General features: G+C 69.1%; 20 protein-coding genes. 14 read left to right on the top strand and 6 right to left on the bottom strand.

The window, feature by feature from the left end:
* Positions 1-148 precede the first annotated feature (148 nt).
* Positions 149-460 (top strand): ArsR/SmtB family transcription factor, encoded by a 312-nt coding sequence (locus tag NM961_RS11840; protein ID WP_255914572.1) that lies wholly within the window; start codon positions 149-151, stop codon positions 458-460.
* Between the two features lie 20 nt (positions 461-480).
* Entirely contained in the window at positions 481-1,008 is a 528-nt protein-coding gene (locus NM961_RS11835) for a rhodanese family protein (protein ID WP_255914571.1), read from the top strand.
* A gap of 64 nt (positions 1,009-1,072) precedes the next feature.
* Here the strand turns inward: NM961_RS11835 and NM961_RS11830 are convergent, their stop codons facing one another.
* A complete protein-coding gene (locus tag NM961_RS11830) occupies positions 1,073-3,472 on the bottom strand; it encodes a M14 family zinc carboxypeptidase (RefSeq protein WP_255914570.1) in 2,400 nt (799 codons plus the stop codon).
* 305 nt (positions 3,473-3,777) lie between these two features.
* Positions 3,778-5,604 (bottom strand): 7TM diverse intracellular signaling domain-containing protein, encoded by a 1,827-nt coding sequence (locus tag NM961_RS11825; RefSeq protein WP_255914569.1) that lies wholly within the window; start codon positions 5,602-5,604, stop codon positions 3,778-3,780.
* Between the two features lie 1,082 nt (positions 5,605-6,686).
* On the opposite strand from NM961_RS11825, the gene NM961_RS11820 reads away from it, so the two are divergent.
* The 11 genes from NM961_RS11820 (at position 6,687) to NM961_RS11770 (ending at position 16,880) form a co-directional block, all read left to right on the top strand.
* Complete coding sequence (locus NM961_RS11820; protein ID WP_255914568.1) at positions 6,687-7,088, top strand: YerC/YecD family TrpR-related protein; 402 nt, start codon at positions 6,687-6,689, stop codon at positions 7,086-7,088.
* The gene (hisG, locus tag NM961_RS11815; RefSeq protein ID WP_255914567.1) at positions 7,085-7,984 is read left to right on the top strand and encodes an ATP phosphoribosyltransferase; all 900 of its coding nucleotides are present in this window, start codon (positions 7,085-7,087) and stop codon (positions 7,982-7,984) included. The genes NM961_RS11820 and hisG overlap by 4 nt, the downstream gene beginning before the upstream one ends.
* A complete protein-coding gene (gene hisD, locus NM961_RS11810; RefSeq protein ID WP_255914566.1) occupies positions 7,981-9,291 on the top strand; it encodes a histidinol dehydrogenase in 1,311 nt (436 codons plus the stop codon). Before hisG ends, hisD begins: the two co-directional genes overlap by 4 nt.
* Positions 9,288-10,349: a histidinol-phosphate transaminase gene (gene hisC, locus NM961_RS11805; protein WP_255914565.1), complete on the top strand. Its 1,062-nt coding sequence runs from the start codon at positions 9,288-9,290 to the stop codon at positions 10,347-10,349. Before hisD ends, hisC begins: the two co-directional genes overlap by 4 nt.
* Positions 10,349-11,443 (top strand): bifunctional histidinol-phosphatase/imidazoleglycerol-phosphate dehydratase HisB, encoded by a 1,095-nt coding sequence (gene hisB, locus NM961_RS11800; RefSeq protein WP_255914563.1) that lies wholly within the window; start codon positions 10,349-10,351, stop codon positions 11,441-11,443. Before hisC ends, hisB begins: the two co-directional genes overlap by 1 nt.
* Positions 11,440-12,033: an imidazole glycerol phosphate synthase subunit HisH gene (gene hisH / locus NM961_RS11795; RefSeq protein WP_255914562.1), complete on the top strand. Its 594-nt coding sequence runs from the start codon at positions 11,440-11,442 to the stop codon at positions 12,031-12,033. Before hisB ends, hisH begins: the two co-directional genes overlap by 4 nt.
* A complete protein-coding gene (locus tag NM961_RS11790) occupies positions 12,030-12,758 on the top strand; it encodes a 1-(5-phosphoribosyl)-5-[(5-phosphoribosylamino)methylideneamino]imidazole-4-carboxamide isomerase (RefSeq protein WP_255914561.1) in 729 nt (242 codons plus the stop codon). Before hisH ends, NM961_RS11790 begins: the two co-directional genes overlap by 4 nt.
* Complete coding sequence (gene hisF, locus NM961_RS11785; protein ID WP_255914560.1) at positions 12,752-13,522, top strand: imidazole glycerol phosphate synthase subunit HisF; 771 nt, start codon at positions 12,752-12,754, stop codon at positions 13,520-13,522. The genes NM961_RS11790 and hisF overlap by 7 nt, the downstream gene beginning before the upstream one ends.
* Complete coding sequence (gene hisIE, locus NM961_RS11780; RefSeq protein ID WP_255914559.1) at positions 13,519-14,127, top strand: bifunctional phosphoribosyl-AMP cyclohydrolase/phosphoribosyl-ATP diphosphatase HisIE; 609 nt, start codon at positions 13,519-13,521, stop codon at positions 14,125-14,127. Before hisF ends, hisIE begins: the two co-directional genes overlap by 4 nt.
* A gap of 227 nt (positions 14,128-14,354) precedes the next feature.
* Positions 14,355-16,019, top strand: a complete 1,665-nt coding sequence (locus NM961_RS11775) for a sensor domain-containing diguanylate cyclase (protein WP_255914557.1) — start codon at positions 14,355-14,357, stop codon at positions 16,017-16,019.
* A 204-nt stretch (positions 16,020-16,223) separates the two neighbouring features.
* Positions 16,224-16,880 carry a Dph6-related ATP pyrophosphatase gene (locus NM961_RS11770; RefSeq protein ID WP_255914556.1) on the top strand — a complete coding sequence of 219 codons (657 nt, stop codon included), beginning with the start codon at positions 16,224-16,226 and terminating at the stop codon, positions 16,878-16,880.
* On the opposite strand, the gene NM961_RS11765 is transcribed toward NM961_RS11770, so the two are convergent.
* The 4 genes from NM961_RS11765 to NM961_RS11750 are packed head-to-tail and all read right to left on the bottom strand — an operon-like array spanning position 16,850 to position 19,901.
* A complete protein-coding gene (locus NM961_RS11765) occupies positions 16,850-17,983 on the bottom strand; it encodes a C13 family peptidase (RefSeq protein ID WP_255914555.1) in 1,134 nt (377 codons plus the stop codon). The two genes, NM961_RS11770 and NM961_RS11765, sit on opposite strands and share 31 nt — an antisense overlap.
* A gap of 2 nt (positions 17,984-17,985) precedes the next feature.
* On the bottom strand, positions 17,986-18,666 hold the full coding sequence (mtnC, locus tag NM961_RS11760; protein ID WP_255914553.1) for an acireductone synthase: 681 nt from the start codon (positions 18,664-18,666) through the stop codon (positions 17,986-17,988).
* 51 nt (positions 18,667-18,717) lie between these two features.
* Positions 18,718-19,263, bottom strand: coding sequence for a 1,2-dihydroxy-3-keto-5-methylthiopentene dioxygenase (locus NM961_RS11755; protein WP_255914551.1), 546 nt, complete (start codon positions 19,261-19,263; stop codon positions 18,718-18,720).
* Complete coding sequence (locus NM961_RS11750; RefSeq protein WP_255914549.1) at positions 19,260-19,901, bottom strand: methylthioribulose 1-phosphate dehydratase; 642 nt, start codon at positions 19,899-19,901, stop codon at positions 19,260-19,262. The genes NM961_RS11755 and NM961_RS11750 overlap by 4 nt, the downstream gene beginning before the upstream one ends.
* A 160-nt stretch (positions 19,902-20,061) precedes the next feature.
* Between NM961_RS11750 and NM961_RS11745 the strand changes: the two genes are divergently transcribed.
* On the top strand, positions 20,062-20,385 hold the full coding sequence (locus NM961_RS11745; protein ID WP_255914547.1) for a high-potential iron-sulfur protein: 324 nt from the start codon (positions 20,062-20,064) through the stop codon (positions 20,383-20,385).
* Positions 20,386-20,855: the final 470 nt, after the last annotated feature.

The following is a 20,855-nucleotide window of genomic DNA, read 5'->3' as shown; positions in this document are numbered from 1 at the left end:
GGCCGGAACAGCCGTGCTCGTCGGCGCAGTGGCCAATCACAGGCTGCGCCATTTCCCGCCGTCCTCGTTGATCTGGTCTTGCATGGCGCGGCTTGGCCCTTATATCAGGAAATGCTAATTTAGATTGACCTGAAATAGAGCCGACTTCATGGCGCTGACAGAGCAAGACCGGAAATTCCTGCAGCAGGGCGCGGCCCAGGCCGCGGCGCTGCTGCGCGCCGTCGGCAACGAGCACCGCCTGCTGGTGCTGTGCCTGCTGATCGAGCACGGCGAAATGAGCGTGGGTGCGCTGCTGGAGCGCCTGGAACTGGGCCAGTCCGCCCTTTCCCAGCATCTGGCGCGCATGCGCGAGGAGGGCCTGGTGACGTTCCGGCGCGAGGCGCAGACCTTGTACTACCGCATCGACAACCCGGCTGTCGCGAAACTCATCGCGACGCTGAAGTCCATCTTCTGTCCCTGATCCCGCCGCGGAGCCTTGCCATGTCGCCGAAAACCGTTTCCGTCCATGAAGCGCAGCAGTTGCTGCAGCGTGGTGCGCTGCTGGTGGATATCCGCGCCGCCGACGAGTACGCGCGCGAGCACATCGCGCAGGCGCGGCATATGCCGATGGAAACCCTGGCCGGCGGCGGTAGCGTCCCGGCCGAGGTGGCGATCTTCCATTGCCGTTCCGGCAATCGCACCCGGCTCAACGCCGCGGCACTGGGCGCCTGTGCGCGCGAAGCCTATGTGCTGCAGGGCGGACTGGACGCCTGGAAGCAGGCCGGCCTGCCCGTGGTTGCCGATGCGGCCCAGCCGCTGGAACTGCAGCGCCAGGTGCAGATCGTCGCCGGCTCGCTGATCGTGCTGGGCGCCGTGCTTGGCGCGGCCGTATCGCCCTGGTTCCACGCCCTGTCGGGCCTGATCGGCGCCGGCCTGGTGTTCGCTGGCGTCTCCGGTTTCTGCGGGCTGGCGCGCGTGCTGATGAAAATGCCCTGGAACCGCCGCGCTGCAGCGGCGGCCGGCGGCTAGACAACAGGGCGATCCGGGATCCGCCATCGCGAATCCCGAATCCTCTCCATTCCCGATCCCGGCGCTACCCCTGGAAGCCGTCGTCGAAGATCCGGTCCGCCGCATTGCGGCAGGCATCGCCGCCGGCTTCGACCTTGATGTTGTCGATGGACCAGCCTTCGCGTACCTCGCTGGTATCCGAAGTCAGGCGGAAGCGCAGCTTGACCGTGGCGCTGCCGTTCGCGGCGGCGGGCAGGGTGATGCGCTGGTTGGTCCAAGTGGTGTTGTTGCCGTCGCAGCGGGCCAGTTCGGTCCAGCTGGGCGAGCCGGCGGCAGCGTTGGTGGAGATTTCCACAATGCCGTAGTCGTAGCCGGCCTCGGTCACGCAACGCTGGTCGAAGCTGAGCACGGCATCGGCGTAGCCGCTCAGGTTGAGCAGCGGCGACGTCAGGCTGGTGTTGACGCTGTTGCCGTAGTTGCCGGCCGGGCTGTCGGTCCACACCTTGCTGGTATTGCCGCTGACCGTAGTGCTGGTGCCCCAGGGCGACTGCGCGGTCCAGCCGGGATTGGCGCCTTCGACATCATCGGCGAACACGCTGCAGTTGGGCGCGAGCAGGAAATCCCGCGTGCTGTCGCTGCCGCCGGACAGGTTCACCCCGCTCACCCGTTCGGTCATGTGGCCGGGCGCGCTGACCTCGAAATCGACCGTGCCGGCGCGCAGACTCCTGCTGTAGGCGCCGGCGGCGCTGGCCTGCACGGTGGCGTCACCGATCTTCACGCTGGCGGCCAGCGGCGCATTGGTCTGCGCATCGCGCACGATGCCGTGGACGGTGGCGATCTCGTTGGCCTGGGCCACTTCGATGAACACCGCATTGGGCGGACCGGCGGAGCCGGCGCTGTCCGTGCCCTGCACGTAGACCAGGTGCTTGCCGCTGGCCAGGCCGCTGGTGTCCAGATCCAGGCCTACGGCTTCGCTGCCGCTGTTGAAGCTGCCGTCGATCGCGCTCATGGCCTGGAAGGCGGCGCCGCTTTCCCAGGGCAGGCTATCGACATAGGCCCGGGCCGAGGCCACGTTCTGCGTGGTCGGCGGCGGCGGCGCGCCAGCCTGGGGCTGGGCGGTGCGGTTGAGGCGGGAATCGTCGATGCGTGCTTCGATGCGTACCGGCGTGCCGGCGACGACCAGCTGCGGCGAGGCGGTGATCTCCAGCGCGTCCGGGCCGGACGGCAGCTTGTACGGCGCGGCCAGACTGCGCGCGGTATAGCGCAGCGCGTCGACGTTGCGCGGATACGTGCTGGATTCGAAGCTGGCGCAGTTCTCGAAGAAGGCGACGCCGAGCTCGATGGTATAGGCCGGTACGCCCAGCCTGCCGTAAGCGGTGTCGTCGGTGGTGCCGCTGGTCGCGTACAGGCCTACCGACTGCTGCGGATCGTAGTTGTTGAACCAGCCTATGCGCCGGCCGAGCATTTCCAGCGCGGCGGAGTTCGGCGCCAGCGTGGTGGTATCGCCCCAGGGCCAGAGTACCAACTGGGAAAAACTGTGGATGTCCAGGAATACACCCTGGGTGGTGTCCGGCGCCGGCGTGGTGGTGTCGTCGGGGCGCAGGTCCGGATAGATGCTTTCGACGTAGTTCACCACCGCCTGGGTTTCCGGCTCGGACGCCGCCGCGGGGCCGCGGTAGGTGTCATCGCACTGGGAATTGCTTGCGCCCGGACCGCCCCAGTGGAAGGGGAAGTTGCGGTTGAGGTCGGCGCCGCGCGAGTTGCTGGTGCTGCCGCAATAGGCGGTGTTGGTGTTCTTGCGCCAGGACAATCCGGTCTCGGCCTTCTTGCGGCCGTCCGGATTGGACTGCAGCAGGAGGTGGAATTCGTTGTGGTCCAGCAGCCAAGTGGCTTCGGGGTCGCTGCCGTAGCCGTTGACCAGCCATTCGGCGAAGCGGGTGTTGAGTTCGGCCGTGGTGTACTCGCGCGCGTGGATCGCGGTCATCGCGAACAGCTTGGGCTTGGGGCCGGGAATGGCGGAATTGGTCAGCTTGAGCACGACCAGGTCATAACCGGGATTGCCGCCGGCGGTGACCTTTTCCCAGGAATCGCCAATGTCGATCTTGCTGGCCAGCTGCGGGTGCGCGGCGATCAGCGCGTCCACGCTGGCCTGGGTCTCCTCCACCGTGCGGTAGCAGGCGAAGCCGGGGATGCTGCGCAGGGAGCGGCCCTCGGTCTGCGCCTGCAGCGCTGCGCTGGCGTTCTTGTCGACCTGGAATTCCACGCGCTGGGCGCGCAGCCATTCCAGGTCGGCGCTGCCGGCTTCAAACATCGCCACGCCTTTGCGGCGGTCCACATGGACATGGCCGAAGCGGTCGCCCAGTTGCTGGATCAGCGCCTGTTCGCGCGTCTGCACCACGACGACCTGCGGCGAGGCGTCGGCGGCGGCGGCCTGCTGCAGGCCAAGTGCGAGCAGCAGGCTCGCGATCAGGTAACTACGTTTCATTACTGCCATTCCCTCCCCGGAATCGGGCCAGCCGAGGATCGTAGAAGCTTGTTGCGCCGCGTGCGCGTTGGCGCACTGCAACAATATGTGACGCAAGTCACAAAGTTTCGCTGTTTTGCCTGGCCGGATGGATACGTTCCGGTACGGTGTCTGCTGCGGGTTACGGTCGCCGCAGCTGCGCTCATGTGCCGTCTGGGCCGTGAAAAGCAGCGCGGAACCGGGTATTCCTCGCCTGGCGGCCGCTACGCCGCCGGCCCGCGAGCGGAGCCCGGGCGGTGCAGGATCGCATCCGCTTCCGGCGCGGCCTAGGCCGCCGCCGTGCCCTGTACCACGCGGTTGCGGCCGTTGCGCTTGGCCTCGTACAGCGCATCGTCGGCGCGCCGCAGCAGGGCGGCGGGCTCGGTGACGGCACCGGTGCTGTCGCTGGCTATGCCTATGCTCACGGTCAGGTGCAGGCGCGTACCGTCCTCCAGCGCGAATACCTGGGCGGCGATGCGCTGGCGTATTGCCTCGGCGGTGCGGCGCGCACCGAGTTCGTCCACGCCGGGCAACAGCACGGCGAACTCCTCGCCGCCGAAGCGGGCGACGCAGGCCGCCTCGCCGGCGCAGTGCTGCAGGGTGGCGGCGATCGCGCGCAGGCAGTCGTCGCCGGTGAGATGGCCGTGTTCGTCGTTGACCCGCTTGAAGTGGTCCAGATCGGCCAGCAGCAGCGAGAACGGCCGCTGCGTGGCCTGGCACTGGGCCAGCAGCGGAGCGAAGTTCTGCTCGAAATGGCGCCGGTTGAAGACGCCGGTGAGGCCGTCGCGGGCGCTGTGCTCGCGCAGGCGCGCATGCGCCTCGCCCAGTTGCTCCAGTGCGCTGGAGAGTTCGCGCGTGCGTTCCTCCACCCGCTGTTCCAACTGCTCGGCGGCCTCCTGGGCGATGCGCTCGTTTTCGCGCCGCAGGGCGGCCCAGCGGTAGGCCAGGGCGAAGGAGAGGAAGATCATTTCCGCTGCCGAACCCACCTGCATGCCGTATTCGGTGGCGAAGGTCTTGGGCAGCAGGCCGAAGGAAACCAGGGCATACACCGCCGTGCCGCCCAGCAGCATGGCCCAGGCGAACAGGAACAGCAGCGCCGGACGGAAGCCGCGCCGCGCCACCAGGAAGGCCGCGGCGATCACGCCCAGCACGCCGGGGAAGACCAGTGCCGTGCCTGTCATCACCGCGCTGCGGTAGCCCAGCAGCGGGCTGGCCAGCAGCATCAGCGCATGTACGCCGATCAGTCCCAGCAGCAGGCGGTTGGCCAGCGGCGCACGCCGCGGCAGTTCGAGGAAATCGCGCGCGAACAGCAGCATGGCCAGCATGGCAAAGGCCATGGACAGCGGCACCGCCGCGTTGGCCAGCCAGGTGCGCTGCGGCCAGAAATATTCAAAGGCCAGGCCGTTGAGGCAGAACAGCACCAGACCGAAGCCGAGCACGTGCAGGCTGTAGAGAAAATGCGAGCGGTCGCGCAGGGAGAAGAACAGGATCAGATTGTAGAAAAGCAGCGCCAGCAGGATGCCGTAGTAAACGCCCATGCCCAGCTGGGCGTCGCGCGCCAGCTCGATGAAGGCGCCGGGCGTGTACAGCACCAGCGGCACCTGCATGGAGCTTTCGCTCTGCACGCGCAGCAGCAGCTCCAGCGGTTGGCCGGGCTGGATCTGCAGCCAGAAATTGGGATGGCGATAAGCCACGCCGCGCAGGGTGAAGGGGCGGCGGTCGCCGGACTGCAGATGCTGGATGCTGCCGTCGGCCTGGCGCACGTAGAGATCGACGTAGTCGAGCAGGGCGTATTCCAGCACCAGCAGCCAGCGCGTGTCGGCGTGGTTGGCATTGGCGACGCGGGCGTAGAACCAGTGCGCCTGATCGACGAAGCCGAAGGCGGTACTGTCCGCCGGCAGCGGCTGGAAGCCGCCGGCTTCGGCGCGGGCGAACATGGCGGCGGCATCGTCGCCGGAGTCCACCGCATAGCGGGTGACCGCGTTCAGCGGCGCACGGGTCTGGCCGGCGGTGAGGTCCAGTACTGGCGGCGTGGCGGCCGCCCAGGAGGCGCAGGCCAGCAGCCCGAGCAGCAGGCCGGCCCGTATCAGCAGACGTAGCAGCGCTTGCACCACCCATCGGCTCCCCTGACGGCTGGCTGGAGAAACGGCGGACCGGTCTCCAACCGAACGGCGCAAGCCGTGCTTGCGCGCCTGACCGGGAAACCATCGCTGGCGCGACCGGCTCCCGGGCGATCCGTCCCTGGACCGCGCCGTCAGGCTGTCCTTCGACAACCCGGCGGCGCTCGGATCGCCAGCAAGTATCGGGCCGTAGCGCCGCAGTGCCGGCGATCGGCCGCCGGGACTGACGGAGCAGACGCACGACAGTCCATTGGAGCCGGCGCTGTTGCGATCTGCTTTTTTCTGTACGGCCAATTACTTCGGGCGGTTTGGCGTAAACCTACTGAGAAACTTGCGGTAAGTATCTGTTTCGTTGTTGGAGCTGGCAAGGTGTTGCTGCGGGGGCGGGCGATGTAGCGGGAAAGGTGCGCAGCGGGAAGGGTGGCGCAACGCGGGAACGGGGTCAGGGTTGCCGCGATACCTGATTGGCAGATATCGCTGTGGGTGCCGTGCCCGACCGGCGATCGGTCCGGACGATGCGTGGATCCGGGAAGAATTCGTCTTTCGCCGACGCCTCGTTTGTTGAAAATTTCATAGAAAATACAATGAAAGCCATTGCCCACCGCTCCGAACTGCTTTGCTCCCTCTCCCCCAAGCTCGCTTGGGGGAGAGGGCCGCGGTGAGGGGGCGACGCCGAAACCCCCTTGCCGCAAGGGTTTTCGCCTCAGCCCGCGCTTGCCGATCCACAGGAAGTTTGACCGCAAAGCGCGTCCAATACATCTCTTCACGCCCCCTTCCCGCCGATGCAGAACATGACGAAGGCGAATACTGGGTAGAGGGTGCCGGTGTCCTCGCGACAATGTGGTGAACAAGCAGGCGAATGTGCCTGCAGAGTCGGCCGCATATCCCCGCTGGCGCTGTTTTGCCGGCCAACTCCCGATTCCTGGTCTCCAGCTCATACGGCCCTGCCTCCGGCTGCGGGAGCCCCAATCCGGCGCCTAGGACCACGAACCGTGAATCCCAAACAACCCGTTTACATCCCCACCACCACTGCGTTACGCTTTCGCCATTGTTCTAATGCGTTATTACATTGAGCCATGAAGCGACGTTTCCTGGAGCCTGAGAACACCCCGGTGCCGGCGGACGAAAGTCTGTGCCGGGCACTGCTTTCGCTGGATACGCCGGCCGAGATGCTGGCTTTCCTGCGCGACCTGTGCACGCCGGCCGAGCTGGAGGCCCTGGTCGACCGCTGGCGCGTGGTGCCTTACTTGCTCGCCGGCTACGCCTACCGCGAGATCCACGACCGCACTTCCGTCAGCGTCACCACCATAGGCCGCGTCGCGCGCTTCCTGCAGCAGGGCAACGGCGGCTATCTCGCCGTGGTCGCCCACGAAGCCCTGCCGCCGCTGCCGCGGCCGCCGCGCCGGCGCAGCGGCATGCCCAGCCCCCTGACCAAGACCGCCGCGCAGGCTGCGCGCCGCGGCGGAGACAAATCATGAAGCCGCGTGATCGCCTGCGTGTGGCGGTGCAGAAATCCGGCCGCCTGTCGGAACACTCGCAGGATCTGCTCGCCCGCTGCGGCCTCAAGTTCCGCCAGAGCCGCGACAAACTTTTCTGCTTCGGCGAAAGCCTGGCCATAGATCTTCTGCTGGTGCGCGACGACGATATTCCCGGGCTGATCGCCGACGGCGTCTGCGATCTGGGCATAGTCGGCCGCAACGTATTGGCCGAGCAGCAGGCCGCGGCCGCGGCGAGCGGCGAAAGCGCGCTGTTCGGCGAGATCCTGCCGCTGGGCTTCGGCCGCTGCCGCCTTTCCATCGCCCTGCCGCAGGAGCTGGACTACGCCGGCCCGGGCACATTGGGCGGTCTGCGCATTGCGACCACGTACCCGGCGCTGACGCGGCAATGGCTGGCCGCGGCGGGCGTGGAAGCCAAGGTCGTGGTGCTGTCCGGCTCGGTGGAGATTGCGCCCAAGCTGGGCACGGCCGATGCCATCTGCGACCTGGTTTCCAGCGGCGCCACCTTGCAGGCCAATCAGCTGCGCGAAGTCGCCGGCATCCTCGACAGCGAAGCCGTGCTCGCCGGCGCATTGCAGGCGCCGCAGGACGAGCGCGGCGAATTGCGCGACCTGCTGCTGCGCCGCATCGAGGGCGTGATCCAGGTGCGCGAATCCAAGCTGGTGCTGCTGCAGACCACGCGCGCGGCGCTGGCCGGCGTCACCCGCCTGCTGCCGCCGGGGCAGCAGCCGACCATCACCAGCATCGAAGGCAGCAGCGACGAGGTCGCACTGCAGGCGGTCTGCCACGGCGCCATCACCTGGCAGCACCTGGAAGACATGCGCCGCGCCGGCGCCCGCCGCATGCTGGTATTGCCCGTGGAGAAGATGCTCGCATGAAGTGGCTGGTATGGAACGAACTGGACGCGGCCGGCCGCGCCGCCGCGCTGGCGCGGCCGGCGCAGTCGCAGTCCGAGGAACTGGTCGCCGGCGTGAGCCGGCTGATCGCCCAGGTGCGTGCCGACGGCGACGCCACGCTGCGCGCGCTGACGCGGCGCTACGACGGCTGCGAACTGGCTTCGCTGCAAGTCAGCGCCGAGGAATTCGCCGCGGCCGAACCGCAGGTCGGCGCGCAACTGCGCGCGGCGATCGCCGACGCGCGCGATCGCATCGCCGCCTTCCACCGTGCCGGCGCGCCGGCACCGCTGCGTCTGGAGACCGCGCCCGGCGTGGTCTGCGAGCGCGTGCTGCGGCCGTTGCAGCGGGTCGGCCTGTATGTGCCCGCGGGCACGGCGCCGCTGCCCTCGACCGTGCTGATGCTGGCGGTGCCGGCGCGATTGGCCGGCTGTGCCGAGGTCATCATGTGCACGCCGGCGAATGCCCGCGGCGAATGCGATCCCGTGGTCTTGTATGCGGCGAAGCTCTGCGGCGTGGACCGGGTATTCAAGCTCGGCGGCGCCCAGGCCATCGCGGCCATGGCCTACGGCAGCGAATCGGTGCCGCGCTGCGACAAGCTGTTCGGCCCGGGCAATGCCTGGGTGACCGAGGCCAAGCGCCAGGTCGCCGCCGACGCCCACGGTGCGGCCATCGACCTGCCGGCCGGGCCGTCCGAAGTGCTGGTTATCGCCGATGCCGCCGCGGACGCGGACTTCGTCGCCGCCGATCTGCTGTCCCAGGCCGAACACGGCAGCGATTCCCAGGCCCTGCTGCTGACGCCTTCGGCCGCGCTGATCGCCGCGGTGGAGGCGGCGCTGGAACGCCAGCTCGGCGTGCTGCCGCGGGCTGCGCTGGCGCGCCAGGCGCTGGCGCACAGCCGCCTGATCCAGACGGCGGACCTGGCCCAGGCGCTGGAACTCAGCAATGCCTACGCGCCCGAGCACCTTATTCTCAATGTGGAAAACGCCAGGTCCTGGCTGGACGGTGTAAGCAACGCCGGCTCGGTCTTCCTCGGCGCCTGGTCGCCCGAAGCCGTCGGCGACTACTGCAGCGGCACCAATCACGTGCTGCCGACCTACGGCTATGCACGCGCCTGGAGCGGCGTGTCCGTGGCCAGTTTCGTCAAGCAGGTGACGGTGCAGGAACTCAGTCCCGCCGGCCTGCGCGGCATCGGCCCCTGTGCGCAGACCCTGGCCCGGGCCGAACAGCTGCACGCGCACGAGCGCGCGGTCGGCCTGCGCCTGGAAAAGCTGGCGGAGAAAGCGGCATGAGCGTGCTTGCACTGGCGCGCGCGGAGATCCGCGCGCTGACCCCGTATTCCTCCGCGCGCATGGAAGCCAGCGGCGGCCAGGTGCTTCTGAACGCCAACGAATCGCCGTGGGCGCCGGCGGCGGAGCTGGAACTGAACCGCTATCCCGATCCGCAGCCGCCGCGGCTGCGTGCAGCCCTGGCCGCGCTGTACGGTGTGGAGCCGGCGCAGCTGCTGATGGGCCGCGGCAGCGACGAGGCCATAGACCTGCTGCTGCGCGCATTCTGCCGCGCCGGTGAGGACGCCATCCTGATTTCGCCGCCGACCTTCGGCATGTACGCCGTCGCCGCGGCGGTACAGGGCGCGGCCGTGCTCAAGGCGCCGCTGGACGCGCAGTTCGGCCTGGATGCGGCAGCGCTGCGCGCGCAGCTCACCCCGGCGGTAAAGCTGGTCTTCGTCTGCACGCCGAACAATCCCAGCGGCGCGCTGGTGCCGCTGGCGCTGATCGACGAACTCGCGGCGGAGCTGGCCGGGCGCGCGCTGCTGGTGGTCGACGAGGCCTATCTGGAATTCGCCGGCGCGCCCAGCGCCGCGACGTTGCTGGCGCGGCACGAGAACCTGGTCGTGCTGCGCACCTTGTCCAAGGCGCATGCCCTGGCCGGCGCGCGCGTCGGCGTGCTGCTGGCCGGCGCGGAGATCGTCGAGCTGCTGCGCCGGATCATGCCGCCGTATCCGCTGCCCACGGCCAGCGTGGACGCGGCGCTGGCCGTGCTGCAGCCGGCGGCGCTGGCGCAGACGCGGGAACGCATCGCCGTCGTGCTGCAGCAGCGCGAGCTGCTGCGCGCGGCGCTGAGTGCATTGCCGGCGGTGCGCGAAGTGCTGCCCAGCGCGGCGAATTTTCTTTGCGTGCGCTGGCGCGACGCGGCAGGCACCTATGCGCGGCTGCTGGCGGCCGGCATCGTCGTGCGCGATGTGACGCGCTATCCCGGCCTGCACGACTGCCTGCGCATCAGCGTGGGCACGCCGCAGGAGAACCAGCAGCTGCTTGCGCTGCTGCGCGGCATGGCGGAGGCGGCCTGATGAAAAAATACCTTTTTGTCGACCGCGACGGCACCCTGATCGCCGAACCGCCGGACCAGCAGATCGACGCCTACGACAAGCTCGCCTTGCTGCCCGGCGTGATTCCGGCGCTGCGCCGCTGCAGCGAAGCCGGCTACGAACTGGTCATGGTGACCAACCAGGACGGCCTGGGCACGGACAGCTTTCCCGAGGCGCAGTTCTGGGGGCCGCACAAACTGATGCTGCAGATTTTCGAGTCCCAGGGGGTACGCTTTGCCGACACCCTGATCGACCGCAGCTTCCCGCACGAGAACCTGCCCACGCGCAAGCCCGGCACCGGCCTGATGCACAGCTATCTGGCCGACGACGGCTGGAGCCGGCGCGCCTCGGCCATGGTCGGCGACCGCGCCACCGATCTGCAGTTCGCCGCGAACATCGGCGTGCGCGGGTTCCAGCTCGGCGAAGGCCTGTACGACTGGGACGAGATCGCGCGCGTGCTGTGCGAGGCGCCGCGGCGGGCCGAGGTGGAGCGCGTCACGCGCGAGACGCGCATCCGCGTGCGCGTGGACCTGGACCGGCCGGGCGCCGCGACCATCGCCACCGGCCTGGGCTTCTTCGATCACATGCTGGAGCAGATCGCCAAGCACGCCGGCATAGGCCTGAGTCTGGAATGCGCCGGCGATACGCATATCGACGAACACCACACGGTGGAAGACTGCGCCCTGGCTCTGGGCCAGGCCCTGCGCCAGGCGCTGGGCGACAAGCGCGGCATAGGCCGCTACGGCGCCGCGCTGGAGCCGGCCGAGGCCGCCGCAGCGATCGTCCTGCCCATGGACGAGAGCCTGGCGCGTGCCGCGCTGGATCTGTCCGGCCGGCCGTATTTCGTCTTCGACGGCAGCTTCCCGCGCGAGCGCGTGGGCGAACTGCCCACCGAACTCGTGCCGCATTTCTTCCGTTCGCTGTGCGAAACCCTGGGCGCCAACCTGCATCTGGCGGTGCGCGGCGACAACGCCCATCACATGGTCGAGGGCTGTTTCAAGGCGGTCGCGCGCGCGCTGCGGCTGGCGCTGCGGCGCGAAGGCGCGGAGCTGCCCAGCACCAAGGGGATGCTATGAGTTGCCCGGTACTGGTGGATTCCGGCGGCACCAATCTGGGTTCGGTGCGCTACGCGCTGCAGCGCCTGGGCGTGGATGCGCCGCTGGCGACGACGCCGGCGCAGCTGCGTGCGGCCAGTCACGTGATCCTGCCCGGCGTGGGCGCGGCCGGCCCGGGTATGCAGCGGCTGCGCGAGCTGGAGCTGGTGGAAACCCTGCGCGGGCTGGGCCAGCCGGTGCTCGGCGTGTGCCTGGGCATGCAGCTGCTGTTCGACGCTTCCAGCGAAGGCGGCGAAACCTGCCTGGGCGTGATTCCGGCGCGGGTGGAAAAACTCGCCGCCGCACCCGGCCTGCGCGTGCCGCACATGGGCTGGAACCGGCTGCTGCACAGCGGCGGGCACCGCCTGCTGCGCGGCCTGGACGCTGACGCCCATGCCTATTTCGTGCATAGCTACGCCGCGCCCGTCGGCCCCTGGACCCTCGCGGCCGCCGAGCACGGCCAGCGCTTTTCCGCGGTTGTGCAAAAAGATAACTTCTACGGCATGCAATTCCATCCGGAGCGCTCCGGCGCCGCCGGCGCGCTACTCCTGCAGAATTTCCTGAGCCTGTGAACTTCAGCCTGATTCCCGCCATAGACCTGCGCGACGGCAACGTGGTCCGTCTGCGCCAGGGTGATTATTCCCAGCAGACCAGCTACCAGGTCGATCCGCTGCGCCTGGCTCTGGATTACGCCGCGGCCGGCGCACAGTGGCTGCACGTGGTCGACCTCGACGGCGCGCGCGGCGGCACCCTGGCCAATTTCCGCCTGATCGAGGCCCTGGCCGGCACGGCGCTGCAGGTACAGGCCGGCGGCGGCGTGCGCGGCGAGGACGATCTGCAGCGTCTGTTCGACGCCGGTGTCGCGCGCGTGGTGCTGGGCAGCGTGGCCATACGCGAGCCCGGGCGGGTGATCGCCTGGCTGGACCGCTACGGCCCCGAGCGCCTGGTGATCGCGCTGGACACGCGCGAGGAGGGCGGCGCCTGGCGCCTGCCCAGCGCCGGCTGGACCCACAGCGAAGCGCCGACCCTGGACGAACTCGCGCCGCGCTACGCCGCTGCCGGCGCGGTGCACGTGCTGTGTACCGACATCCACCGCGACGGCATGCTGAGCGGTCCCAATCTCGCCCTGTACGCCTATCTGCGCGCGCTGGCGCCGGCGCTGCGCATCCAGGCTTCCGGCGGCGTGCGCGATCTCGACGATGTGCGCGCCGTGCGCGCGGCCGGACTGGCCGGGGTGGTGCTGGGCCGCAGCCTGCTCGAAGGCCGCCTCAGCCTGCGGGACGCGCTGGCATGCTGACCCGGCGCATCATTCCCTGCCTGGACGTGAAGGCTGGCCGCGTGGTCAAGGGCGTGCGCTTCCGCGATCACGTCGATATGGGCGACATACTCGACCTGGCCCTGCGCTACCGCGCCGAGGGCGCCGACGAACTGGTGTTCTACGACATCGGCGCCAGCCCCGAGCAGCGCCGCGTCGACACCGCCTGGGTAGCGCGCGTGGCGGCGGCCATCGACATTCCGTTCTGCGTCGCCGGCGGCATAGACAGTGTGGAAAGCGCCCGCGCCGTATTGCAGGCCGGTGCGGACAAGGTTTCGGTGAATTCGCCGGCGCTGGCGCGGCCGGCCCTGATCGGCGAGCTGGCCGATGCCTTCGGCGTGCAGTGCGTGGTGGTCGGCATCGACAGCCTGCGCGATGCAGACGGCGCCTGGCGCGTGCGCCAGTACAGCGGCGATCCGGACAAGACCCGCGCCCTGGCGCAGACCACGCTGGACTGGCTGGACGAAGCCGTGCAGCGCGGCGCCGGCGAGATCGTGCTCAACTGCATGGGCTCCGACGGCGTGCGCAGCGGCTACGACCTGGAGCAGTTGGGCGCGGCGCGGGCCCGCTGCGCGGTGCCGCTGGTCGCCTCCGGCGGCGCCGGCGCGGCGCAGCATTTCGTCGACGTGTTCCGCAGCGCCGATGTGGACGGCGCGCTGGCGGCCAGCGTATTCCATTCCGGCGCGGTGGAAATCGGCGCCCTCAAGCAGACCCTGCGCAGCCAGGGCGTGGCGGTGCGGCCATGAGTCTGGATCCGGCCAGCCTCGACTGGGACAAGGGCGCCGGCCTGCTGCCGGCCATCGTGCAGGACAGCCGCAATGGCCGCGTGCTGATGCAGGGCTGGATGAACCGCGAGGCATTGCAGCAGACTCTGCAGACGGGAAAAGTAACTTTCTATAGTCGCAGCAAACAGCGCCTGTGGACCAAGGGCGAAAGCTCCGCCCACTGGCTGCTGCTGCGCGGCGCGGCGGCCGATTGCGATGCAGACGCCATCCTGCTGCAGGCCGAACCGCAGGGGCCGACCTGCCACCTGGGCACGGCCAGCTGCTTCGGCGAAGGTGCCGCTGCGGTGCCGGGTTTCCTCGGCCGGCTCGATGCCCTGGTCCAGCAGCGCGAGCGCGAGCGTCCGGCCGACAGCTATACCACCCGCCTGTTCGAGGCCGGCCTGCGCCGCATCGCCCAGAAGGTGGGCGAGGAGGGCGTGGAAACCGCGCTGGCCGCCGTGGCCCAGGATGAAAAGGCGCTGGTCAGCGAGGCGGCCGACCTGCTGTTCCATCTGACCGTGCTGCTGCGCGCGCGCGGCCTGGGCCTGGCCGATGCGGTGGCCGAGCTGGAGCGGCGCCACGGCTGAGCGGCGCCGCGGCATGCCGCAGCGTTGACTCTGACGAGGCCTTGCGGCGACCGCGGCGGGCGTTTCCGGACGCCGGGCGCGCAGTGCGGTGCCGCGTCTGCGGTCCGCCGGCATTGTCCGGCACCGCCGTCTGCGCACGTTTGCAAAGCATCGCAAAGCCGCCCGCGTCGCGTTGCGGCGTCCCCGCGTCTTGCTAGACTGGGCGCGCAGGGCCGTATTGGGGGGACATGTCGCATCCCGATGCCAGCGATGCCGGCCGCAACGGCCGCGAACGCGAGGAGCGCCAGCTCGCGCTGATCCATCGTATTGCCCGCCTCGGCACCCAGCCGCTGCCCCTGCGGCAGAAGCTGCAGCAGATCGTCGACCTGCTCAAGCAGCACCTGGACTGTGCCTTCGTCGCCTGCGCCGCCATCGACTTGCGCCAGGGCCGCTTCCGCTGCGAGGCGCTGGCCTCGGACCTGCCCAGCGCGATCTTCGTCGGCTACGGTCGCGAGCTGGGCAGCGGCGTGGTCGGCGAGGTCGCCGTCAGCGGGCGCACGCTGCACGTGCCCGATGTCAGCCTGCATCCGAATTACGTCGAAACGCTTCCCGGCGCGCGCGCGGAACTCTGCGTGCCAGTGCGCTACAACGGCGAGACCATGGCCGTCATCAATGCCGAGGCCACCACGGCCGGCGCCTTCGGCGATTGTGTCGACCTGCTGGAAACCGTGGCCGAGCAGGTCGCCGGGCTGTTCGCGGTAGACCGCCTCAGCGACGAGCAGCGCCAGCGCGTGGAGCTGCTGGGCATGCTCAGCGACCTGTCGCGGGCGGCGATAGAAGCCGACGGCCTGGACGAGGTGCTGTACCGCATCGTGCACTTCCTGCGCGACCGCTTCCGCCTCGAATCGGTGGGCGTGCTGCTGGCCGACACCACCGCTGCGGACAAGCTGCGTTTCAGCGCCCATGCCGGCAATTCCGTCTTCCACGGCCGCAGCGGCGGCGACTGGCCGGCGACGCTGGGCGTGATCGGCCGTGCGTTCCGCTCCGGCCAGGCGCAATACGTACCCGATGTGATCGAGGATCCGGACTACGTGCTGGGCAACCCCGCCGTGACCTGCGAATTCGTGCTGCCGGTGCGCGCGCGCGGCCAGTTCCTGGGGCTGTTGAACCTGGAGGCGGTGGATCCGGAATGCCTGAGCGATTCCAACCGGCAGATGCTCGCCGCGCTGGCCGAACAGGTGTCTGGTGCGCTGCATCTGGCGGTGACCAATGCGCGGCTGCGCGAGATCAACCGCCTGGTCGAGGAAAAATCCGCCGCGCTGGCCCAGGCCAACCTGCGCCTGCGCCAGGCCAACGAATTGCTGGAACGGCTGTCGCACCGCGACGGCCTCACCGGCATCGCCAACCGGCGCCGCTTCGACGAAATGCTGGTGACCGAATGGTCGCGGGCGCAGCGCCACGGCCACTCGCTGGCCCTGCTGATGCTCGATATCGACGATTTCAAGAGCTACAACGACGGTTACGGCCACGTCGCCGGCGACGAAGCGCTGCGCCAGGTGGCCCGTGTGTTGAGCGCGGCGCTGGGGCGCGGCGAGGATTGCATCGCCCGCTACGGCGGCGAGGAGTTCGCCGCGCTGCTGCCGCATACCACGCTGGTCGAAGCGCTGCACGTTGGCGCGCATATCGCCCGCGCGCTGGCCCATCTGGCGCTGCCGCACGCCTATTCGCGCGCGGCGCCGGTGCTCACGCTGAGCATGGGCGCTGCGGCGCTGGTGCCGCAGGGCGAGCTGGATCCGTGTGTGCTGGTCGATCAGGCCGACAGCGCGCTGTACCGGGCCAAGTCGCAGGGGCGCAACCGCATAGAAACGCCGCCGATCTCGCTGCACTCCCGTGTCGCGAATGCAGCGAAGTGATTGCGGTGCAGTGCGCGGCAGGGGCCCGTTGCGGCGGATGCCATACCACATACGTGCTTTCCCGTTGCGCCGGGTTCGCGAGGAAATCCGGCTGGGCCTGGCGGCGGAAGCCAGTCCGGCCCGGTGCCTGGCCGCTGCTGCGCCCGCGCCCTGGCCGGCGCGGGCGGTGCGCGGCAGAATCGGGTTTTTCCACGGGGATTGCCCATGCAGCAGCGCTACGTCGTGTCCTGGAGCGGCGGCAAGGATTCGGCCCTGAGCCTGTGGCGGCTGTGGCAGCGCCTGGGGCCGCCGCAGGCCCTGCTCACCACGCTGGACGAAACCGGCGCGCATACGCTGTCGCACCGGCTGCGTCCCGAGGTGTTGCGCGCCCAGGTCGCCGCGATCGGCGTGCCGTCATTGGAAGTGGCGACCAGCCGCGCCGACTACCGGCGCACGTTCAGCGCCGCCCTGGCGCAGCTGCGCGACGAGCAGGGCGTGACCGCGGCCGTGTTCGGCGACATCGATCTGGAAGCCCACCGTGTCTGGTGCCGCAGCGTCTGCGACGAGCTGGGCCTGGACTGCCTGCACCCGCTCTGGGACGAACCGCGCGAAGCGCTGCTGGGGGAGTTCCTGGCCGCCGGTTTCGTCACCCGCCTGGCCGCGGTGCAGGAGGACAAGTTGGACCCGGCCCTGCTGGGCCAGGTGCTGGATATCGTGATGATCGACCAGTTCCGCCGCGCCGGCATCGATCTCTGCGGCGAGGCCGGCGAATACCACAGCGTCGTCGTCGATGGCCCCTGTTTCCGCCAGCCGTTGCGCCTGCGCGAGGCCGGCCGCGTGCGCGCCGACGGTTATTGCTTTGTGGATTTCTCGCTGGACTGAGCCGTGCCGGCAACCTGGAAGGTCTGCGGCGGCCCCAGGCGGATGCCGCGGCGCCAGTCGTCCAGCTTGGCCTCGATCAGCGGCGTGCTGGCGATCTGCGGTTCGGACGGCGTCTGCTTGTCGCGTTCCTCCCATTCGGCGATGAGCTGGCGCGCGATCTCGAAGGCGCCGCGGAAGGAGTCGGTCTGGTTCAGTCCCTGCACCAGGAAGGCGTCGCCGAAATAGGTGATGTCCGATTCGGCGCCGCAGCCAAAGGAAGTGCGGTCCTTGCGCGCGGCGGTGATGACCATGCTGGTGGAATTCTTCAGCGTGTCGATGAAGCCGCCGGAATAGCAGGCCGAGATAATGCTCACTTTCCAGCGGAACGGACGCGCGTTGAGGATGCGGGCGAGGTCGTCCGCGCCTATCCAGTCCAGCGGCAGGTCGTCCATGCCGACGTAGAGGTAGTGATCCTCGCCGCCGTGGCTGGTCATGAACAGCAGCAAGATGTCCTCGTCCGGATCAAAACGGTTGTGCTGCAGCAGGCCGTCCAGCACCAGCTCCAGATTGCTCCAGGTGGCCAGCGGGCGCTGTTCCAGCGTGTGCGGATTGTTCTGCAGCACCACGACCCGGCCGGCCGCGTCGAAGCGCCGGGAAAACAATTTCTCCACATATTCGGTCTCGTTGCGGAACACGTTCTCGCCGCCGTCGCCGGCGAAGGCGACGACGTAGAGATCGGTCTTGCCGCGGGTCTGCGGCCGCAGCGCGGCCAGCGCCGCGTCGACCAGGCGGTGCTGGTCGTACAGCACGCGCTCGGCGCTGTAGTCCACGCCGTCATCGGACGGCGCTGCGGGCAGCAGGCCCGGCAGCCACTCGCCCACGAACGAGTAGAGAGCATGGAGATTGGCCATGACCTGGACCTGGGTTTCCGCCCGGGCCCGGAGCGCGGCGGGATCGTCGCCGGAATCCGTGGCGGCTGCCACGGTAGCCGGCGCGGCGACGGCGGGCGGCGCGCCGGCCGGCCCCGCATCGCGCGGCGCGGGGAATTCACGCCCCAGCAGCAGGCCCAGGCCCAGCCCGGCCAGCAGGGCCAGGACGGTGCGGCGAGCCTGCCCCTGCGCCATGCTCAGGGCGTGATGGCGTCGAAATCCGCGACGCAGGCGTGGGCCGGATCGGCCGGGCAGGCCAGCGGCGGACGGCACAGCCAGGTCGTGCGCAGGCCGCTGGCGCGGGCGGCGTCGAGTTCCTCGACGATATCGGAGAGGAACAGGATCTGCCCCGGCTCCAGCCCGATCTGCGCGGCGATGCGCGCGTACGAGGCGGCTTCGCGCTTGCCGCCGATCTCGGTGTCGAAGTAGCCGCTGAACAGCGGGGTGAGATCGCCGGCCTCGCTGTAGCCGAAGAACAGCCGCTGCGCCGGTACCGAGCCCGAGGAATACACGTACAGCTCCAGCCCCTGCGCCTTCCACGCCGCCAGGCGCGCGGCGACTTCGGGATAGACGTGGGCGCGGTAGGCGCCGCTGGCATAGCCGTCGGCCCAGATCAGGCCCTGCAGGGCCTTGAGCGGGGTGATCTTGCGGTCTTCGTCGATCCAGCGCTGCAGGGTGGCGACGATGCCGGCGTGGTCGTCCGGCGCCAGGCCGGCCTCCTCGGCGGTCGCCGCCAGCCAGCGCGCCACTTCAGGCTGCCCGCCCTGGGCCGCGACGAAGGCGGGCAGCTGGGCGCGGGCGTAGGGGAACAGCACATCCTTGACGAAGCTGATGGAGCTGGTCGTACCTTCGATATCGGTGAGTATGGCGCGGATCATCAGGGGCGGGCTTCGCAATGGGCGCACCGGCCGCGCAGGCCGGCGCGGGGATCAGGCTTCCAGGCGCGGGAACTGCGCCGCGATGTCGCTGCCGGTGAAATTGGCGACCCAGCCGGCGGGATTGCTGAACAGGCGGATGGCGACGAAGTAGGGCTGCTCGCTCATGTCGAACCAGTGGCGCGTGCTGTCGGGCACGCCGATCAGGTCGCCCTGGGTGCACAGCACTTCGTAGACCTGGTCGTCGATGTGCAGGGTGAACAGGCCGCGGCCGGCGACGAAGAAGCGCACCTCGTCCTCGGAATGGGTGTGTTCGTTGAGGAATTTCTGCCGCAGTGCGGCCTTGTCCGGGTGATCGGCATTGAGGCTGACCACGTCGACGGTCTGGTAGCCCTCTTCGCGCATCAGGCGGTCGATGTCGGCGCGATAGGCGGCGATCACCGCTTCCGGCGCGGCGCCGGGCTGGATGTCGGCATTCGCCTGCCAGCGCTCGAAGCGCACGCCGACCTTGCCCAGCTCGGCGGCGATGGCGGCGTGCTCGCCGCTTTCAAAGCGGATCGCCGCCGGGTCGCTGTCGGAAAAGATGCGCAGTCGGCTCATGCTCCCAATCTCCTCAGATCCAGTGTCACGGCCAGCAGGAACTCGAAGGCTTCGAGATGCCGCCTGGCTTCGGCCATGGTGCGTCCCCAGGTATAGATGCCGTGGCCGTCTATCAAGTAGCCGTGCAGCGGCTTGCCCGCGTCCAGCCAGGCGTCGACCTGGGCGACCAGCTCGGGCATGTCCTGGGTGTTGGGGAAGACCGGCAGGTCCAGGTCGCTTTCATGCGTGACATAGCCGGTGATGGCTTTCTGCAGCTCCCAGCCGCTGAAGCGGATCACGCCGGCCGCGGCGTACAGGCGCGAGGCGACGGTCTGGTTGTGCGAATGCGTGTGCAGCACGGCGCCGACGGCCGGATCGCGCCGGTACATCTGCACATGCAGCAGGGTTTCCGCCGAGGGCCGCGCCGTGGTGGCCACGGCCTGGCCGGCGAAATCGACCAGCATGATGTCGTCCACGCCCAGGCGGCCCTTGTCGCGGCCGGAGATGGTGACGGCGGCGTGGGCGTCGTCGTAGCGCATGGAGAAATTGCTGCTGGTCGCGGGCGTCCAGCCGCGCGCGCCGAGTTCGCGTCCGGCGTCGGCGATCTCGCGCGCGCACTGCGCCAAGCGTTCGGAATCAACCTGGATGGGATGGGCCATGGTGGGTAGGGCGTGAGCGGGCGGCCACTATAACTGAGCTGCGCTGCAGCATCGAGAAAGCGCAGGCATGTCGAAATGGCGGAGCCGGCGCCGGGTTTGGTTAGGATGGCGCTCCGCGCCGACTGTCGCGCGCGGCAACCACGACCCGCCAGGACTAGCCATGTCTCAGCCAGATTCGTTCACCCGGCGCCGCCGTTTCCTCCAGGCCGTTTCCGCGGCGACCGTCGCGGCGGCCCTGCCGCTGTCCGCCGGCGCCGAAGAGCTTCCTGCACTCAGCGCGGACGATCCCACCGCCAAGGCGCTGGGCTATGTCGAGGACGGCGCCAAGGCCGATGCGGCGCGCTTCCCCGCGCATAAGGCCGGCCAGGATTGCCTCGGCTGCAACTTCTACCAGGGCAAGGCCGCACGCGGTCCGTGTTCGCTGTTCCCGGGCAAGTCGGTGGCCGGGAAGGGCTGGTGTTCGGCGTTCGTGGCGCGGAGCTGAAGCTGGGCAGAAGTGGAGATCCGGCTCCCGCGGATCGGTTTGCGGGATGGATCAATCCCGAATATCGGATCCCCGCTCCCGCCCATGGCGTTTCACGCGCCGCTTTTACGTCCTGACTACGGAGCGCACAGATTCGGCGCCGGCGCGCAGGAATGCGGCGCACGCAATCGCATGCCGGGAGCAGGAAAGAAGGGGAGAACTGCGAAGGAAAGCCGGGAGGAAAGTCGCTGCCCGGGCGCGTCCAGACCGAGGAGCTAACCCGTCTGAACGCACCCGAGCCGCATTCCGAGGGGCCCACTGCCAAGTGTATTTCCCGCGGACCTTGATCATAACCGCTGGCGGAGGCGGCAGCTAACCCGGGCTTGTGGATAAGCCGTGGATTGCTTGTGGGAGTTGGCCACAAACCATTTTTCTTTCAAGGTATTGCAGGATTTTCATAGCCTGGGCCAAAACTGTGGGCAGGCTGTGGC

This window comes from Tahibacter harae, assembly GCF_024437735.1.
GTDB classification, from domain to species: domain Bacteria; phylum Pseudomonadota; class Gammaproteobacteria; order Xanthomonadales; family Rhodanobacteraceae; genus Tahibacter; species Tahibacter harae.
Note: the sequence above shows the minus strand (reverse complement) of the source record. Positions and strands in the feature narration are given on the sequence as shown.

Coding starts and splice junctions, on each gene's coding strand:
- NM961_RS11840 (WP_255914572.1), top strand. CDS start 149: ATGGCGCTGACAGAGCAAGACCGGAAATTCCTGCAGCAGGGCGCGGCC.
- NM961_RS11835 (WP_255914571.1), top strand. CDS start 481: ATGTCGCCGAAAACCGTTTCCGTCCATGAAGCGCAGCAGTTGCTGCAG.
- NM961_RS11830 (WP_255914570.1), bottom strand. CDS start 3,472: ATGAAACGTAGTTACCTGATCGCGAGCCTGCTGCTCGCACTTGGCCTG.
- NM961_RS11820 (WP_255914568.1), top strand. CDS start 6,687: ATGAAGCGACGTTTCCTGGAGCCTGAGAACACCCCGGTGCCGGCGGAC.
- hisG (WP_255914567.1), top strand. CDS start 7,085: ATGAAGCCGCGTGATCGCCTGCGTGTGGCGGTGCAGAAATCCGGCCGC.
- hisD (WP_255914566.1), top strand. CDS start 7,981: ATGAAGTGGCTGGTATGGAACGAACTGGACGCGGCCGGCCGCGCCGCC.
- hisC (WP_255914565.1), top strand. CDS start 9,288: ATGAGCGTGCTTGCACTGGCGCGCGCGGAGATCCGCGCGCTGACCCCG.
- hisB (WP_255914563.1), top strand. CDS start 10,349: ATGAAAAAATACCTTTTTGTCGACCGCGACGGCACCCTGATCGCCGAA.
- hisH (WP_255914562.1), top strand. CDS start 11,440: ATGAGTTGCCCGGTACTGGTGGATTCCGGCGGCACCAATCTGGGTTCG.
- hisF (WP_255914560.1), top strand. CDS start 12,752: ATGCTGACCCGGCGCATCATTCCCTGCCTGGACGTGAAGGCTGGCCGC.
- hisIE (WP_255914559.1), top strand. CDS start 13,519: ATGAGTCTGGATCCGGCCAGCCTCGACTGGGACAAGGGCGCCGGCCTG.
- NM961_RS11775 (WP_255914557.1), top strand. CDS start 14,355: ATGTCGCATCCCGATGCCAGCGATGCCGGCCGCAACGGCCGCGAACGC.
- NM961_RS11770 (WP_255914556.1), top strand. CDS start 16,224: ATGCAGCAGCGCTACGTCGTGTCCTGGAGCGGCGGCAAGGATTCGGCC.
- NM961_RS11765 (WP_255914555.1), bottom strand. CDS start 17,983: ATGGCGCAGGGGCAGGCTCGCCGCACCGTCCTGGCCCTGCTGGCCGGG.
- mtnC (WP_255914553.1), bottom strand. CDS start 18,666: ATGATCCGCGCCATACTCACCGATATCGAAGGTACGACCAGCTCCATC.
- NM961_RS11755 (WP_255914551.1), bottom strand. CDS start 19,263: ATGAGCCGACTGCGCATCTTTTCCGACAGCGACCCGGCGGCGATCCGC.
- NM961_RS11750 (WP_255914549.1), bottom strand. CDS start 19,901: ATGGCCCATCCCATCCAGGTTGATTCCGAACGCTTGGCGCAGTGCGCG.
- NM961_RS11745 (WP_255914547.1), top strand. CDS start 20,062: ATGTCTCAGCCAGATTCGTTCACCCGGCGCCGCCGTTTCCTCCAGGCC.